Origin of the sequence: Pseudomonas sp. ITEM 17296, from assembly GCF_028895205.1 — a bacterium.
GTDB lineage: Bacteria > Pseudomonadota > Gammaproteobacteria > Pseudomonadales > Pseudomonadaceae > Aquipseudomonas > Aquipseudomonas kermanshahensis.
Map to the genome: position 1 here is coordinate 25618 of NZ_WJRS01000009.1, position 15470 is coordinate 41087.

Here is a 15470-nt window from a genome sequence, read left to right on the forward strand (position 1 = left end):
AAAACATGGCAACCATCAAAGACGTCGCAGCACTGGCGGGTATTTCCTACACCACCGTGTCCCATGTGTTGAACAAGACCCGCCCTGTCAGTGAACAGGTGCGGCTCAAGGTCGAGGCCGCCATCGTCGAGCTCGACTATGTACCCAGCGCGGTGGCGCGCTCGCTCAAGGCGCGCAGCACCGCCACCATCGGTTTGTTGGTGCCCAACAGCGTCAACCCGTACTTCGCCGAACTGGCGCGAGGGATCGAAGACGCCTGCGAGCGCAACGGTTACTGCGTGATCCTGTGCAACTCCGACGACAACCCGCAAAAGCAGCGCAGCTACCTGCGTGTGCTGCTGGAAAAACGCATCGATGGCCTGGTTGTAGCGTCTGTGGGTGAAGACAGCGACCTGTTGCAAAGCCTGGCCTGCGTGCGCACGCCCATGGTCATCGTCGACCGCGAGCTGGACGGCGTCGACGCCGACCTGGTGCGCATCGACCACGAGCACGGCGCTTACCTGGCCACTCGGCACCTGCTGGAGCTTGGCCATCGCGACATCGCCTACATCGGCGGCCCGGCCGAAACCGGTGTCAGCCAACTGCGCCTGGCCGGTTTCCGTCGCGCCCTGCAAGAGGCAGGGGTAGAGGCGGAGCCCAGCCGCGTGCTGCATTGCGATTTCACCAGCCCAGGCGGCCACGGCGCGGCCGCACAGTTGCTGGACGGCAACCGGCCGACGGCGATCTTCGCCGGTAACGACATGATCGGCTTTGGCGTGCTGCGCGCCGCCGCCGAGCGCAACATCAACGTACCGGGTGAACTGTCGGTGATTGGCTTCGATGACATCGAGCTCAGCCGTTACGTTTACCCGCCGCTGACCACCGTGGGCCAGTCGATCCGCGAGCTGGGCGAAAACGCCGCCGCGTTGCTGCTCTCGCGCATCGCCACGCCTCGGCAGGGTTCGGCAGAGCAGCGCATCGTCGCCCCGCGCATCGTACAGCGCGAGTCCACCGGGCCACGCCCGGACCTATTCAATGATTACCGCTAAGGAGCGCTTATGCATGCCAAGGTAGTGGTGGTCGGTAGCCTCAACATGGACTTGGTCGCCCGCGCTCAGCGTTTGCCACGGGCGGGCGAAACCTTGCCTGGCGAGGCGTTTTTCACGGCGCCCGGCGGCAAGGGCGCCAACCAGGCGGTGGCGGTGGCACGGTTGGGTGGCAGTGTGGCGATGGTCGGCAACGTCGGTGATGACGCCTATGGCCAGCAACTGCGCAAGGCGCTGGAGCGCGAAGGCGTTGATTGCCAGGCGGTGAGCGTGTGCGAAGGGGTTTCCAGCGGTGTGGCGCTGATCACCGTCGACGCCGCCAGCCAGAACTGCATCGTCATCATCCCTGGCGGCAATGGCCTGCTGACGCCGCAGTCGGTGCAGGGCTTCGATAAGTTGCTGCAGGCAGCCGACGTCATCATCTGTCAGTTGGAAGTGCCGACCGAAACCGTGGCCTGGGCCTTGGCCAGGGGGCACGAACTGGGCAAGCGTGTCATCCTCAATCCGGCGCCTGCTACAGGCCCGCTGCCCTCAACCTGGTTTGGCCATATCGACTACCTGACCCCAAACGAAAGCGAGGCCGAAGCACTGACCGGTATCACCGTCACCGACCAGGGCAGCGCCCTGCGCGCCGGTGAGCGATTGCTGCAACTGGGCGCTGGCAAAGTGATCATCACCCTCGGCGCCCAAGGCGCCCTGTTGGTGACCGCGCAGGGCCATCAGCACTTCCCCGCGCCGGTGGTGCAGCCGGTGGACACCACGGCCGCTGGCGACACCTTCGTGGGTGGTTTTGCCGCAGCTTTGGTGCGGGGCCTGGAGGAGGGCGAAGCAATCGCCTTCGGCCAGCGCGCCGCGGCATTGTCGGTCACCCGCGTGGGGGCGCAACCATCGATTCCCTACCTCTCGGAGCTGCAGCCATGAAAAAGACCGCGCTGCTCAATATCGCCCTGTCACGGACCATTGCCGGCTTGGGGCATGGCGACATTCTGGTGATTGGCGATGCCGGGCTGCCGGTGCCGCCTGGCGTCGAGCTGATCGACCTGGCGCTGACGCCGGGCATACCGGACTTTGCCAGTGTGCTACGGGTGGTGTTGAGCGAGATGCAGGTAGAGCGGCATGTGCTGGCCGAGGAGATGCAGAAAGTGGTGCCGCCCGGGCTGGTCGAGATTGAGCGCTTGCGCGGTAAGCTGGGCAAGCGGGAGTGGATGAGCCATGAGGAATTCAAAGTGCTGTCACGCAGTGCGCGTGCCGTGGTGCGCACGGGGGAGTGCCAGCCGTACAGCAACATTGCACTCGTATCCGGCGTGACTTTCTAACCCTGACGCGATCCCTTGTAGGAGCGGCCTTGCGTCGCGAAAGGGTCGCGTAGCGGCCCCAGGTTTTAGCAGCGCCGCATATACCGCAGGGGACCGCCATGCGGCCCTTTCGCGACGCAAGGCCGCTCCTACAGGAGATCGTGTGGCCTGCGAGTAACGCTGCAAAACCTGCACCTCACCCAAGGCAACAGGAGTGCCCTATGCTCAAACCCCTGCTACAAGGACTCACCCTCATGGCCGCAGCCACCACCACTACCCTCCAGGCCGCCCCGCGCGACCTGATCATCGACACCGACCCCGGTGCCGACGACGTGGTTGCGCTGTTCCTGGCCATGGCCTCGCCCGATGAGCTGAACATCCGCGCCATCACCACCGTGGCCGGCAACGTGCGCCTCGATAAAACCTCGCGCAACGCCCGCCTGGCCCGCGAATGGGCTGGCCGTGAAGACATCCCCGTGTACGCCGGGGCCGGCCGCCCGCTGGTGCGCACGCCCATCTACGCCGCCGAAGTGCATGGCGAAGAAGGCCTGACCGGTGTGCAAGTCCACGCGCCGCAAAAGCCGCTGGCCCAAGGCAATGCCGTGCAATACCTGGTCGACACCCTCGGCAGCGCACAACCCCACAGCATCACCCTGGCCATGCTCGGCCCACAGACCAACCTGGCCCTGGCACTCATCCAGCGCCCGGAGATCGCCCAAGGCATCAAAGAAGTCGTGGTCATGGGCGGCGCCCATTTCAACGGCGGCAACATCACCCCTGCAGCCGAATTCAACCTCTACGCCGACCCGCATGCCGCCGAGGTGGTGCTGGCCAGTGGCGTACAACTGACTTACCTGCCGCTGGACGTCACCCACAAGCTGCTGACCAGCGAAGCACGCCTCAAGCAACTCGCGGCGGTCAACAACCAGGCCAGCAAGCGGGTCGTGGATATTCTCAATGCCTACATCACCCACGACATGGACCTGTACGGCATGCCTGGCGGCCCGGTGCACGACGCCAGTGTCATTGCCTACCTGCTAAAACCCGAGCTGTTCAGTGGCCGACGCGTTCACATGGCCATCGACAGCCGCGAGGGCCCGACCTTTGGCCAGACCATCGCCGACTGGTATGGCGTGCTGAAACAGCCCGCCAACGTCATGTGGGTAGAGGAGGGGGATGCTCAGGGCTTTTTCGACCTGCTCAGCGCGCGCCTGGCTCGATTGCAATAGGGGAATGCCTGGCGAAGCGCTCGAACGCTTGGTCCATAAAGCTGCGCGCCGCTTCGCTGCCGCGGTCGCGCACCAGCAGGTCGATGGCAATCAGTAGCAACTCCTCCGGCGTGCTGGGGCTGTAGGCGCTCTGGCCCTCCGCCCATTTGACCTTGATATCGGCGTCGATGCTGTGGCTGCTCATGAAAGGCTCTCACTGGGGGCCTGGGACGAAGGGGCGAACACCGGATCCTGATGTTCGAGGGAGGCACGGCGCGCTCCACTTCTTGCAGTAAATCATGCCTTTGCGTCAATGACTCTGCGACATAAGAATAAAAAGCTTTGCACGGCAAACCAAGCGTATTGTGCAAAATCCAGTCACGATTGCATTTCGCCTCCACCGGCATGTTCAGGCAGACTTGTGCGGTTTTGCAACAAACAATGCGCGCAGCTGTCGGATCAGACAGTGCCCAGATCGATTTTAGGAGGATTCATGTTCCGTACCCGTGCTTACCTGGCGACCCTGGCGGTGGCTGCTGTGCTGGCTGGTTGCAGTACAGGTGGCAATTCTGCTGGCAGTGCGCCTGCCGTACCGGCAGGCAACGACGGTCGCTGCGAAGCCAGCGGTGCCGATTTTGCCATCGGCAAGCCGGGCAGCCCAGACCTGCTGGAGCAGGCCCGCAAGGCCAGTGGCTCGCAGATGGCGCGTATGCTCAAGCCGCACGATGTGGTGACCCTGGAGTACCGCTCCGAGCGCCTTAACCTGAATGTGGATGAGCAAGGTGTGGTAACCCGCGTCAACTGCGGCTAAGCCGTTGCGAACCCCATAAAAAAACCCGCCACTTGGGCGGGTTTTTTTACAGCTGTCCGAATTACTCCGGACGAACCTGTGCAGCCTGCATGCCTTTCTGGCCTTTTTCGGCCACGAAGGAAACAGCCTGGCCTTCTTTCAGGCTCTTGAAGCCGTCAGATTCGATGGCCTTGAAGTGTACGAAGAGGTCGTCGCCGCCGCTTTGTGGGGTGATGAAGCCGTAGCCTTTTTCATCATTGAACCATTTGACGGTGCCGTTTTGGCGATTGGACATGGGGTGAATCTCCAGACATTTGATTTTTTCAGTGGTGCGATGTTGCCGAGGCTCCGAAGCACCGGCAACATCATAGTCTAATTCTGCGCATCTAGCGCCTTTTACGTTCGCCAGATGTTGATCCAGCGCAAACAATGGGTGTCGAATCGCGGCTTTATGGTTTCAGCCCTTCATGCATGCTTGCTGCACAACCGTTTGAGCTTTCTGCATCAGCTTGGCGTCAACGCCATCCTTGCTGTCTAGGTCCTTGATCTGCTCATCGCTGAAGTTCTTTTCAATAGCCGTTGCGCCACAGCTGCAGTGCTGCTGCGCCGCCTTGGCGTCCAGGCCCTGGGCGGTGGCGGCCTCGATGCACTGGGACATGTAGTTTTGCTTCGCGCCAGCCGGGAACGAACCCGCGTTGGCCGCAACCGGCAGCAGCAGGGCGCCAGCAACGCTCAGGGCCAGAAGAGACGGAAATCTCATAACCAGACACTCCTTGGTTTAGGTCTCATCAAGAGTAGGATGCTTCCCAAAGTCTGATAGGAATTTTTCCGCGTAAGTTCACCCCGGTTGTGTAATTTCCAAATATTTCTGCATCGTGCCCAACCCCGCGTGCTAGCATGCTCGGCTTGTAGCTGACAACGTGCAGCTCACCTGTTTTTTACCTTCCAGTCACTCTGGTTCGCCCCTGGTAAGCCGAAAGGCTTCTGCCACTGTGAGGCAGGCTTTCTCTCGAGAAAGACAGCGCGGATCTTGTACTGGCTCATCCCAACCCACGTGACCTTTGGTAGGGGTCACCACTAGGAGAGGAGGCGCCATGCCCACTATTACTCTTCCCGATGGCAGTCAACGTTCGTTTGATCACGCCGTATCCGTAGCCGACGTCGCCGCCTCCATTGGTGCTGGCCTGGCCAAGGCCACCCTGGCCGGCAAAGTCGACGGCAAGCTGGTCGACGCCTGCGACCTGATCACCCACGACGCCACCCTGCAGATCATCACCCCTAAAGATGAAGAGGGACTGGAGATCATCCGTCACTCGTGCGCCCACTTGATCGGCCACGCGGTGAAACAGCTGTACCCGACCGCCAAGATGGTGATCGGCCCGGTGATCGACGAAGGCTTCTATTACGACATCGCCTATGAGCGCCCCTTCACCCCAGAAGACATGGCCGCCATCGAAAAGCGCATGCTGCAGCTGATCGAGAAGGATTACGACGTCGTCAAGAAGATGACCCCGCGCGCCGAAGTCATCGACGTGTTCAAGGCCCGTGGTGAAGACTACAAGCTGCGCCTGGTCGAAGACATGCCGGATGAACAGGCAATGGGCCTGTACTACCACGAAGAATACGTCGACATGTGCCGTGGCCCGCACGTGCCAAACACGCGCTTCCTCAAGGCATTCAAGCTGACCAAGCTGTCCGGCGCCTACTGGCGCGGCGATGCCAAGAACGAGCAGCTGCAACGCGTCTACGGCACCGCCTGGGCCGACAAGAAGCAGCTGGCCGCCTATATCCAGCGCATCGAAGAAGCCGAAAAACGCGACCACCGCAAGATCGGCAAGCAGCTCGACCTCTTCCACCTGCAGGAAGAAGCCCCAGGCATGGTGTTCTGGCACCCGGACGGCTGGACCGTCTATCAGGTGCTCGAGCAGTACATGCGCAAGGTTCAGCGCGACAACAACTACCTAGAAATCAAGACCCCGCAGGTTGTTGACCGTATTCTGTGGGAGCGTTCCGGCCACTGGTCCAACTACGCCGAGAACATGTTCACCACGTCGTCGGAAAACCGTGACTACGCGGTCAAGCCGATGAACTGCCCGTGCCACGTGCAGGTGTTCAACCAGGGCCTGAAGTCGTACCGCGACCTGCCGATGCGCCTGGCCGAGTTCGGTGCTTGCCACCGTAACGAGCCGTCCGGCGCCCTGCACGGCATCATGCGTGTACGTGGCTTCACCCAGGACGACGCGCACATCTTCTGCACCGAAGATCAGGTGAAGAAAGAAGCCGCCGACTTCATCAAGCTGACCCTGGACGTCTACAAGGACTTCGGTTTCAGCGACATCGCCATGAAGCTCTCGACCCGCCCAGCCAAGCGCGTGGGCTCTGAAGAGCTGTGGGACCGCGCCGAAGGCGCCCTGGCCGATGCCCTGAACGAGTCTGGCCTGGAGTGGGAATACCAGCCGGGCGAGGGTGCGTTCTACGGTCCGAAGATCGAATTTACCCTGCGCGACTGCCTCGGCCGTAACTGGCAGTGTGGTACCCTGCAGTACGATCCGAACCTGCCAGAGCGTCTGGACGCCAGCTACATCGCCGAAGACAACAGCCGCAAGCGCCCGGTAATGCTGCACCGCGCCATCCTCGGTTCGTTCGAACGCTTCATCGGCATGCTCATCGAGCATTACGCGGGTGTGTTCCCGGCATGGCTGGCGCCGACCCAGGCAGTGGTCATGAATATCACCGACAAACAGGCCGATTTCGCCCTTGAAGTTGAGAAATCTCTGAACGGTAGCGGTTTCCGTGCCAAGTCGGACTTGAGAAATGAGAAGATCGGCTTTAAAATCCGCGAGCATACTTTGCTCAAGGTCCCGTACCTTTTGGTTATAGGGGACCGCGAAGTCGAAACGCAAACCGTCGCTGTGCGTACTCGCGAAGGCGCAGACCTGGGCTCCATGCCCGTCGCGCAATTCGCTGAGCTTCTGACACAAGCGGTTTCCCGGCGTGGTCGCCAAGAATCGGAGTAATGACTATTAAGCGTGAAATGAGAAACGATAAACGTGCTGTACCGAAGGCCCCGATCAACGAGAATATCTCGGCCCGCGAGGTTCGGTTAATTGGCGCAGACGGCGAGCAGGTTGGCATCGTCTCGATTGATGAAGCGCTGCGTATCGCTGATGAAGCGAAGCTGGATCTGGTGGAAATCTCTGCAGACGCGGTACCGCCGGTCTGCAAGGTCATGGACTACGGCAAGCACCTCTTCGAAAAGAAGAAGCAGGCTAACGAAGCCAAGAAAAACCAGAAGCAGATCCAGATTAAAGAAATCAAGTTTCGTCCAGGGACGGAGGATGGGGATTACCAGGTAAAACTACGCAACCTGGTACGTTTCCTTACCGATGGGGACAAGGCCAAGATCTCTCTGAGATTCCGTGGTCGTGAGATGGCCCACCAGGAGCTGGGCATGGAGCTGTTGAAGCGGGTTGAAAATGACCTGCTTGAATACGGCACCGTTGAGCAGCATCCTAAGATGGAAGGACGCCAGCTTATGATGGTCATCGCCCCCAAGAAAAAGAAGTAATCTCCCGGGCACGGCAGGCCTGATGATTATGTGTAATTTTATCGAATGCGGAGTTCCAACATGCCAAAAATGAAAACCAAGAGCGGTGCTGCGAAGCGTTTCCTGAAAACAGCTTCGGGCTTCAAGCACAAGCACGCTTTCAAGAGCCACATCCTGACCAAAATGTCGACCAAGCGTAAGCGTCAACTGCGTGGTAGCAGCTTGCTGCACCCGTCTGACGTCGCGAAAGTCGCGCGCATGCTGCGCGTTCGTTAATTCTGGTCAAAGATAGAGGAAGTTACTCATGGCTCGTGTAAAGCGCGGCGTTATCGCTCGTAAGCGTCACAAAAAAATTCTGAAACTGGCAAAAGGTTACTACGGTGCACGCTCGCGCGTATTCCGCGTAGCCAAGCAGGCTGTCATCAAGGCCGGTCAATACGCCTACCGTGACCGTCGCCAGAAGAAGCGTCAGTTCCGCGCACTGTGGATCGCTCGTATCAACGCCGGTGCCCGCACCAACGGTCTGTCTTACAGCCGTCTGATTGCTGGCCTGAAAAAGGCGTCGATCGAAATCGACCGTAAGGTTCTGGCCGATCTGGCAGTGAACGAAAAAGCGGCGTTTGCTGCGATTGTCGAGAAAGCTAAAGCCGTTCTGGCTTAAGTACCCGCGACAATCACCCGGCGGCGCTAGCGTCGCCGGGCATTGAACGTCATCGATAGGGGAAGAGCCTTCAAAGCTCTTCCCCTATTTTCGTATCTGGAGTCTGTACATGGAAAACCTGGATGCGCTGGTCTCCCAAGCCCTTGAGGCCGTAGAGCGCGCTGAAGACATCAATGCCCTGGAACAGATCCGGGTTCAATATCTCGGCAAGAAAGGCGAGCTGACCCAGGTGATGAAGACCCTGGGCAACCTGCCAGCCGAAGAGCGGCCGAAAGTCGGCGCGCTGATCAACGATGCCAAGGAACGCGTCACCGAGGTGCTCAACGCACGCAAGGCCGCCTATGAAGAAGCCGAGCTCAGCGCTCGCCTGGCTGCCGAATGCATTGACGTCACCCTGCCAGGCCGTGGCCAGACCACCGGTGGCCTGCACCCGATTACCCGTACACTCGAGCGCATCGAGCAGTTCTTCACCCACATCGGCTACGGCATTGCCGAAGGCCCAGAGGTCGAAGACGACTACCACAACTTCGAAGCGCTCAACATCCCCGGCCACCACCCGGCGCGGGCGATGCACGACACCTTCTATTTCAATGCCAACATGCTGCTGCGCACCCACACCTCGCCGGTGCAGGTGCGGACCATGGAGTCCAGCCAGCCGCCCATTCGCATTGTCTGCCCGGGCCGCGTCTACCGCTGCGACTCGGATATCACCCACTCGCCGATGTTCCACCAGGTCGAAGGCCTGCTGATCGATCGCGATATCAACTTCGCCGACCTCAAGGGCACCATCGAAGAATTCCTGCGCGTCTTCTTCGAAAAAGAACTGGCTGTGCGCTTCCGCCCGTCGTTCTTCCCCTTCACCGAGCCGTCCGCTGAAGTCGATATCCAGTGCGTGATGTGTTCTGGCAAAGGCTGCCGCGTCTGCAAGCAGACCGGCTGGCTCGAAGTCATGGGCTGCGGCATGGTCCACCCGAACGTGCTGCGCATGTCCGGCATCGACCCTGAAGAATTCCAGGGCTTCGCCTTCGGCATGGGCGCCGAGCGCCTGGCCATGCTGCGCTACGGCGTCAACGATTTGCGTCTGTTCTTCGACAACGACCTGCGCTTCCTCGCGCAATTCCGCTAGGTCAATGCCCGACGCAACTTTCAGGAGAACAGCATGAAATTCAGTGAACAGTGGCTGCGCGGTTGGGTAAACCCGCAAGTCTCCCGTGACGAACTGGTCGCCCGCCTGTCCATGGCCGGCCTCGAAGTCGACAGCGTGACCCCCGCCGCCGGCCAGTTCAGCGGCATCGTCGTGGGCGAAATCCTCGCCACCGAGCAACACCCGGACGCCGACAAGCTGCGCGTCTGCCAGGTCAGCAATGGCCAGGAAACCTTCCAGGTCGTCTGCGGCGCCCCCAATGCGCGCCCGGGCATCAAGATCCCGTTCGCCATGATCGGTGCCGAACTGCCAGGCGACTTCAAGATCAAGAAGGCCAAGCTGCGCGGCGTCGAGTCGTTCGGCATGCTGTGCTCGGCGGCCGAGCTGCAGATCAGCGAAGAAAACGACGGCCTGCTGGAACTGGCGGCTGACGCCCCGGTTGGCGAAGACATTCGCCAGTACCTGAGCCTGGACGACGCCAGCATCGAAATCGGCCTGACCCCGAACCGCGGCGACTGCCTGTCCCTGGCCGGCCTGGCCCGCGATGTCAGCGCCCTGTACAACGTCCCGGTCACCCGCCCAGTCGTCCCGGCTGTACCGGCTGCCCACGACGAAGTGCGCCCGGTCGAAGTGACTGCCCCGGCTGCCTGCCCACGCTACCTGGGCCGCGTCATCCGCAACGTCGACCTGTCCAAGCCGACTCCGCTGTGGATGGTCGAACGCCTGCGCCGCAGTGACGTGCGCAGCATCGACGCCGCCGTCGACATCACCAACTACGTGATGCTCGAACTCGGCCAGCCGATGCACGCCTTCGACCTTGCCGAAATCAACGGCGGCATCCGCGTCCGCATGGCTGAAGAGGGCGAAAAACTCGTCCTGCTCGACGGCCAGGAAGTCGCCCTGCGTGCCGATACCCTGGTCATCGCCGACCACACCCGCGCCCTGGCCATTGCCGGCGTCATGGGTGGCGAGCACAGCGGCGTCAACACCGAAAAAACCCGCGACCTGTTCCTCGAAAGCGCCTTCTTCGAGCCGATCTCCGTCGCTGGCAAGGCCCGTTCCTACGGCCTGCACACCGATGCCTCGCACCGCTACGAGCGCGGCGTCGACTCGCAGCTGGCCCGCGAAGCCATGGAACGCGCCACCGCGCTGATCCTGGAAATCGTCGGCGGCGAAGCCGGCCCGATCGTCGAAGCCGTCAGCGAACAGCACCTGCCCAACGTCGCCCCGGTAACCCTGCGCGCCGAACGCATCACCCAGATGCTTGGCATGGAGCTGGAAGCCGCCCAGGTCGAGCAACTGCTCAACGCCCTGGAGCTGACCACCACGGCGAACGGGGCAGGGCAGTGGACCGTCAACGTCCCAAGCCACCGCTTCGACATCAGCCTGGAAGTCGACCTGATCGAAGAGCTGGCCCGGCTGTACGGCTACAACAACCTGCCGGTCCGCTACCCGCAGGCGCGCCTCGCGCCCCAGGGCAAGCCGGAAACCCGCGGTGACCTGCCGAACCTGCGCCGCCTGCTGGTCGCCCGCGGCTACCAGGAAGCCATCACCTACAGCTTCATCGACCCGAAGTTGTTCGAGCTGTTCACCCCTGGCGTCGAGCCCCTGCTGCTGGCCAACCCCATCTCCAGCGACATGGCCGCCATGCGCGCGTCCCTGTGGCCGGGCCTGGTCAAGGCGCTGCAGCACAACCTCAACCGCCAGCAAGACCGCGTACGCCTGTTCGAAAGCGGCCTGCGCTTCGTCGGCCAGCTCGGTAACCTCGAGCAGCAACCGATGATCGCCGGCGTCGTCACCGGCAGCCGCCTGCCGGAAGGCTGGGCCAACGGCCGCGACGGCATCGACTTCTTCGACGTCAAAGCCGACGTGGAAGCCCTGCTGGGTTACTCCGGCGCGCTGAGCGACTTCACCTTCAGCGCCGGCAAACACCCCGCCCTGCACCCAGGCCAAACCGCCCTCATCGAGCGCGACGGCAAGCCCGTCGGCCACCTCGGCGCCATTCACCCCGAGCTTGCCAAAGCCCTGGGCCTGGACCGCCCGGTGTTCCTGTTCGAGCTGGTATTGGGTGACGTGGTCGAAGGCCGCCTGCCGAAGTTCAGCGAACTGTCCAAGTTCCCAGAAACCCGTCGTGACCTGGCGTTGATTGCAGGACGTGATGTAGCTTCTAACGCGGTGCTTGAATTAATTCGTGACAATGCAGGCGAATGGCTCACAGACCTCAGGCTGTTTGATGTCTACCAAGGTAAAGGCATTGATCCTGATAGAAAAAGCCTGGCCGTCGGCTTGACCTGGCAGCATCCATCGCGCACTCTTAACGACGATGAGGTGAACGTTACCCTGCAAAATATCCTCACCTCGCTCGAACAAAGGTTGAACACCACGTTAAGGAAATAACGGCATGGGTGCTCTGACGAAAGCTGAGATGGCCGAAAGGCTGTACGAGGAGCTGGGGCTTAACAAGCGTGAGGCCAAGGAGTTGGTCGAGCTGTTTTTCGAAGAAATTCGGCACGCACTTGAAGAGAACGAGCAGGTCAAGCTGTCCGGTTTCGGCAACTTCGACCTTCGCGACAAACGCCAGCGGCCGGGCCGCAACCCCAAGACAGGGGAAGAGATCCCGATCACCGCTCGCCGCGTCGTCACCTTTCGTCCAGGGCAGAAGTTGAAGGCCCGGGTTGAGGCCTATGCTGGAACCAAGCCATAACGACGAACTGCCCCCCATACCGGGCAAACGCTACTTCACCATTGGTGAAGTCAGCGAGCTTTGCGCGGTAAAGCCGCACGTGCTGCGGTATTGGGAGCAGGAGTTCCCTCAGTTGAACCCCGTGAAGCGGCGGGGGAATCGGCGGTATTACCAGCGCCAGGACGTGCTGATGATCCGCCAGATTCGAGCGCTGCTGTATGACCAGGGGTTCACCATTGGCGGGGCGCGGTTGCGGCTCTCCAGTGATGAGGTGAAGGATGAGTCAAGCCAGTACAAACAGCTGATTCGGCAGATGATTGTTGAGTTGGAGGATGTGTTGGTGGTGTTGAAGAAGTGATTTGCTCCGACGAATGGAAATTTTTTTGAGAAAAAGCTTTCATTTATCAAAAGGTTAGGGTAGATTCTTCAACGTTCTCAGCGGTATCGAGAATAGAGTCGGGGCGTAGCGCAGCCCGGTAGCGCACTTGCATGGGGTGCAAGGGGTCGAGTGTTCGAATCACTCCGTCCCGACCAATAATCCCAATGACTTAGCCACCTACGGGTGGCTTTTTCATTTCTAGGGCTAGTGACTTTTCGAGTGACTTCGCCTTTTTCCTCATCCGATCCTCCTCTTCAAAATTGTCAGCACTGGTCCACGCGAGTCGGTGGCTGATACCTTGTTTGCCGCATCTATCATCTGACCAATCTCCGCGCCGGAGTAGTGACTGGTCACGCTTCCGCTTTTGTGGCCAAGTAACGACTTGCGATCTTCCAAGCTGACGGCTGCTGCTTTCAGTCTTCGTCCGAATGTATGCTTCAGGTCGTGAACCCTGATGGAAGCGAACCCAGGGTGCGCCGGTCGCAAATGTTGCTCCTGCCAGAGCTTTGCCGCACGCACCCGCGCTTTCTTCCAGGCCGAGTCGTTCATCCGGTGCATCGCGGTGCCGTTGTATGGGAAAACCCACTCCCGACTGATGCCGCGCTGCCCATCGATGATCGACTTGGCGACGTTGTTCAGCACGGCCAGGCGCTCCTCCCGGTTTTTGACTCCAGAGTTCTCATGCCTGCCGCCGAACTCGGCAGGTATCAGAAACACACTGGCGTCCAGTTCCGGCACGAAGATCTCCCAATCCCACCTCAACTTGCAGACCTCCTGTTCGCGACAGCCCGTGTTAACCTTGAACAGGGCCATTCGCTGCAGATGGTCTGGCAACTCACCGAAGAGAATCGATTGCTCCTCCCATGACATCGGGTAGGGCTGTCGGCTCGACTTCTTCTCATCCAGCTTGGTGAGCAGCGGCACGCTGTCCAGCCAGGGCCTGCGCTCTTCATCCCGCCACTTTCGGCACGCCAACTGCAGGACGCGAATGACTCGCTCGATCGCGATGTTGACCGTCCTGTTGCTGACGCCTTTCTTCACCTTCCCATCCGGCATCACTGAATCAGCCTTGCGATCACGGATGTAGTCCGCCAGCGCCTCGTCATCAATGTGCGTCAATGGAAGGTGGCCGATGTACTCGACCACCTGATCCAGATAAAGCGCTGTGAGCCTAATGGAGGGCTGCTCTTTGTTCTCGACCAGGTACTTCGCCGCTGCCGTGGCGAACGTCTTGATCTCCCGGACGCCGTACACTTTCCGCTGCCGCATTTTCTCCAGCAGGTGGATCAGGTACTGCTCGGCCTCTTGCCGGTCACAAGTGCCAGTGCTTTCTTGAATTCGTTCTCCCCTGTAGACCTTGTCGATTTTCCAGATGCCGCTGGGCATTTTCTGGAGCCCTGTGATTGCCTTTTTGGCCATGGAGTCTCCTTGGATTCCATGACCCCGCTTACGCTGCGGGGTCGATTGTTGTCCTGATTGCTCGCCTTTTCAACGGCCATGGCCTCGATGTAGGCGTCTGCCCAGGCATCCAGCTCCAGGCGGTCGAACCCGACCCCCTGTTTCCCGATGGGGCATTCCCGAACGTGAGGCCTTACGGTCGTCTTGAATTCGTCCTTGCACATGCCTAGGTAGCCGGGCGCATCTTTCGCGCTCAGGAATCTAGGCTGCAATGCTGTTGGAGCAGCTGCAGTGGCGTTTGCCATACGTTTCTCCTGCGGCCAGATCAGGCCGTGAATTTGTGCCCGACCTGCGCCGCGCGAGCGGCTTCCTCGGTGCGGAACATGAGCCGGGTGGTGCTGATGCTGCCCCAGCTGTTGTACTCAACGTCGACCCACCAGGCGCCGAACTTTCGGTACGGATCGCCGAGGATCTTCGTGACGTAGTAGTCGATCAGGTTCATGGATGGTCTCCACGCCGCCGGTGGCGGCAGGTTGGTGGTCAGTCGCAGCTGCTGGAGCTGGAGCTGCTATCGCTGGAGCTGCTGTTGTCGCTCGACGAGTAGCTGCTGCTGCTGTCGTAGCTGCTGTAGTCACGACTGGCGCACGAACTGCTCGAGCGAGTCTGCTCGTAGCTGTCCGCCAGATGTATGGGATGCATGGGGCTGATCGGGCTCATGGGGTTGAGCGGGTCGAGCATCGGGTCTTGCCGGCCGGATGCCGGGCTGTGGCCACGGGCATACCCGGTCGGTCCGAGCGCAGCGCGTTGTGCCGGCTTCTTCTTGCGCTTGAACAGGCGGGTCAAGAAATTGAGCATGAGTCTCTCCATGCCCGCGCATGTCGGCGGGCTCATGTGATTTAATCGGGGTTCAATAGGAGGAACGATATGGCCAAGGAAACTAGAAAGCCGTTCGGCTATGTAGCGGTCACACTGATACCAACTGGTATCGGGTCTGTAATGGGCGGTCTGCTGTCAAAACAGCCTGCATTCATATACAGCGGCCTTGGCTTGGCTATACCGGGGGTGTTGCTGGCTGCGACGCACTTCTTGGCGGTGCGTCGGCGGGCTTGAGTTTTAGGGGATGCGGCTTTGCTTTTGGCTGCAATAGCGCTTTTAATCCACCCCTCACCATAACTAGAGGGATCTTGAAGTGAATGATTGGGTGGACTTTTTCGAGGATTTTCCGGAATACGACGATTCCGATCCTAGTAGCAAAAAAAAGGGGCCGGCTTTGGATAGGGAGCAGGTCCAGTACAGGAAGAACGAGAGGGACGAAGTTCAAGCAATGCTTGATGCCGCTC

The 15470-nt window shown here is 60.4% G+C and carries 20 protein-coding genes and 1 tRNA gene; 14 read left to right on the top strand and 7 right to left on the bottom strand.

What is annotated here, in order from left to right; genetic code table 11:
• Window positions 1–5: 5 nt before the first annotated feature.
• The 4 genes from GIB19_RS12465 (at window position 6) to GIB19_RS12480 (ending at window position 3549) form a co-directional block, all read left to right on the top strand.
• Window positions 6–1028, top strand: coding sequence for a LacI family DNA-binding transcriptional regulator (locus GIB19_RS12465; RefSeq protein WP_265967672.1), 1023 nt, complete (start codon window positions 6–8; stop codon window positions 1026–1028).
• Window positions 1029–1037: 9 nt separating this feature from the next.
• The gene (rbsK, locus tag GIB19_RS12470) at window positions 1038–1946 is read left to right on the top strand and encodes a ribokinase (protein ID WP_274886204.1); all 909 of its coding nucleotides are present in this window, start codon (window positions 1038–1040) and stop codon (window positions 1944–1946) included.
• Window positions 1943–2341, top strand: a complete 399-nt coding sequence (gene rbsD, locus GIB19_RS12475; protein WP_099428883.1) for a D-ribose pyranase — start codon at window positions 1943–1945, stop codon at window positions 2339–2341. Before rbsK ends, rbsD begins: the two co-directional genes overlap by 4 nt.
• Window positions 2342–2541: 200 nt before the next feature.
• Window positions 2542–3549 carry a nucleoside hydrolase gene (locus GIB19_RS12480; protein ID WP_265967674.1) on the top strand — a complete coding sequence of 336 codons (1008 nt, stop codon included), beginning with the start codon at window positions 2542–2544 and terminating at the stop codon, window positions 3547–3549.
• Here the strand turns inward: GIB19_RS12480 and GIB19_RS12485 are convergent.
• Window positions 3521–3733 (bottom strand): hypothetical protein, encoded by a 213-nt coding sequence (locus tag GIB19_RS12485; protein ID WP_027596143.1) that lies wholly within the window; start codon window positions 3731–3733, stop codon window positions 3521–3523. The genes GIB19_RS12480 and GIB19_RS12485 overlap by 29 nt on opposite strands.
• A 288-nt stretch (window positions 3734–4021) precedes the next feature.
• Here GIB19_RS12485 and GIB19_RS12490 point away from each other — a divergent pair, with 288 nt between their 5' ends.
• The gene (locus tag GIB19_RS12490) at window positions 4022–4339 is read left to right on the top strand and encodes an I78 family peptidase inhibitor (RefSeq protein ID WP_265967675.1); all 318 of its coding nucleotides are present in this window, start codon (window positions 4022–4024) and stop codon (window positions 4337–4339) included.
• A gap of 61 nt (window positions 4340–4400) precedes the next feature.
• Here GIB19_RS12490 and GIB19_RS12495 read toward each other — a convergent pair whose 3' ends face one another.
• Together GIB19_RS12495 and GIB19_RS12500 are read right to left on the bottom strand one after the other, a co-directional pair.
• On the bottom strand, window positions 4401–4613 hold the full coding sequence (locus GIB19_RS12495) for a cold-shock protein (protein WP_027596145.1): 213 nt from the start codon (window positions 4611–4613) through the stop codon (window positions 4401–4403).
• 162 nt (window positions 4614–4775) lie between these two features.
• A complete protein-coding gene (locus tag GIB19_RS12500; protein WP_027596146.1) occupies window positions 4776–5078 on the bottom strand; it encodes a hypothetical protein in 303 nt (100 codons plus the stop codon).
• A gap of 334 nt (window positions 5079–5412) precedes the next feature.
• On the opposite strand from GIB19_RS12500, the gene thrS reads away from it, so the two are divergent.
• The 9 genes from thrS (at window position 5413) to GIB19_RS12545 (ending at window position 12887) form a co-directional block, all read left to right on the top strand.
• On the top strand, window positions 5413–7335 hold the full coding sequence (gene thrS / locus GIB19_RS12505) for a threonine--tRNA ligase (protein ID WP_027596147.1): 1923 nt from the start codon (window positions 5413–5415) through the stop codon (window positions 7333–7335).
• Window positions 7335–7886, top strand: a complete 552-nt coding sequence (gene infC, locus GIB19_RS12510) for a translation initiation factor IF-3 (protein ID WP_016487884.1) — start codon at window positions 7335–7337, stop codon at window positions 7884–7886. Before thrS ends, infC begins: the two co-directional genes overlap by 1 nt.
• A 60-nt stretch (window positions 7887–7946) precedes the next feature.
• A complete protein-coding gene (rpmI, locus tag GIB19_RS12515) occupies window positions 7947–8141 on the top strand; it encodes a 50S ribosomal protein L35 (RefSeq protein ID WP_008100408.1) in 195 nt (64 codons plus the stop codon).
• 28 nt (window positions 8142–8169) lie between these two features.
• On the top strand, window positions 8170–8526 hold the full coding sequence (gene rplT / locus GIB19_RS12520; RefSeq protein WP_003250671.1) for a 50S ribosomal protein L20: 357 nt from the start codon (window positions 8170–8172) through the stop codon (window positions 8524–8526).
• A 109-nt stretch (window positions 8527–8635) separates the two neighbouring features.
• Window positions 8636–9652, top strand: a complete 1017-nt coding sequence (gene pheS / locus GIB19_RS12525) for a phenylalanine--tRNA ligase subunit alpha (protein WP_027596148.1) — start codon at window positions 8636–8638, stop codon at window positions 9650–9652.
• A 33-nt stretch (window positions 9653–9685) separates the two neighbouring features.
• Window positions 9686–12067, top strand: coding sequence for a phenylalanine--tRNA ligase subunit beta (gene pheT, locus GIB19_RS12530; protein ID WP_085273105.1), 2382 nt, complete (start codon window positions 9686–9688; stop codon window positions 12065–12067).
• Window positions 12068–12071: 4 nt separating this feature from the next.
• The gene (gene ihfA, locus GIB19_RS12535; RefSeq protein ID WP_003250679.1) at window positions 12072–12374 is read left to right on the top strand and encodes an integration host factor subunit alpha; all 303 of its coding nucleotides are present in this window, start codon (window positions 12072–12074) and stop codon (window positions 12372–12374) included.
• Entirely contained in the window at window positions 12355–12711 is a 357-nt protein-coding gene (locus GIB19_RS12540; protein ID WP_008100384.1) for a MerR family transcriptional regulator, read from the top strand. Before ihfA ends, GIB19_RS12540 begins: the two co-directional genes overlap by 20 nt.
• Window positions 12712–12810: 99 nt before the next feature.
• Window positions 12811–12887 (top strand) — tRNA-Pro (locus GIB19_RS12545).
• Between the two features lie 82 nt (window positions 12888–12969).
• Here GIB19_RS12545 and GIB19_RS12550 read toward each other — a convergent pair.
• Genes GIB19_RS12550 through GIB19_RS12565 form a run of 4 tightly spaced genes read right to left on the bottom strand, consistent with a single transcriptional unit; the run spans window position 12970 to window position 14985 of the window.
• On the bottom strand, window positions 12970–14118 hold the full coding sequence (locus GIB19_RS12550; RefSeq protein ID WP_274886400.1) for a tyrosine-type recombinase/integrase: 1149 nt from the start codon (window positions 14116–14118) through the stop codon (window positions 12970–12972).
• A complete protein-coding gene (locus GIB19_RS28405; RefSeq protein WP_274886255.1) occupies window positions 14019–14435 on the bottom strand; it encodes a hypothetical protein in 417 nt (138 codons plus the stop codon). The genes GIB19_RS12550 and GIB19_RS28405 overlap by 100 nt, the downstream gene beginning before the upstream one ends.
• 20 nt (window positions 14436–14455) lie before the next feature.
• Window positions 14456–14632: a hypothetical protein gene (locus GIB19_RS12560; RefSeq protein WP_274886256.1), complete on the bottom strand. Its 177-nt coding sequence runs from the start codon at window positions 14630–14632 to the stop codon at window positions 14456–14458.
• Window positions 14633–14670: 38 nt separating this feature from the next.
• Window positions 14671–14985 carry a hypothetical protein gene (locus GIB19_RS12565; RefSeq protein ID WP_274886257.1) on the bottom strand — a complete coding sequence of 105 codons (315 nt, stop codon included), beginning with the start codon at window positions 14983–14985 and terminating at the stop codon, window positions 14671–14673.
• Window positions 14986–15470: the final 485 nt, after the last annotated feature.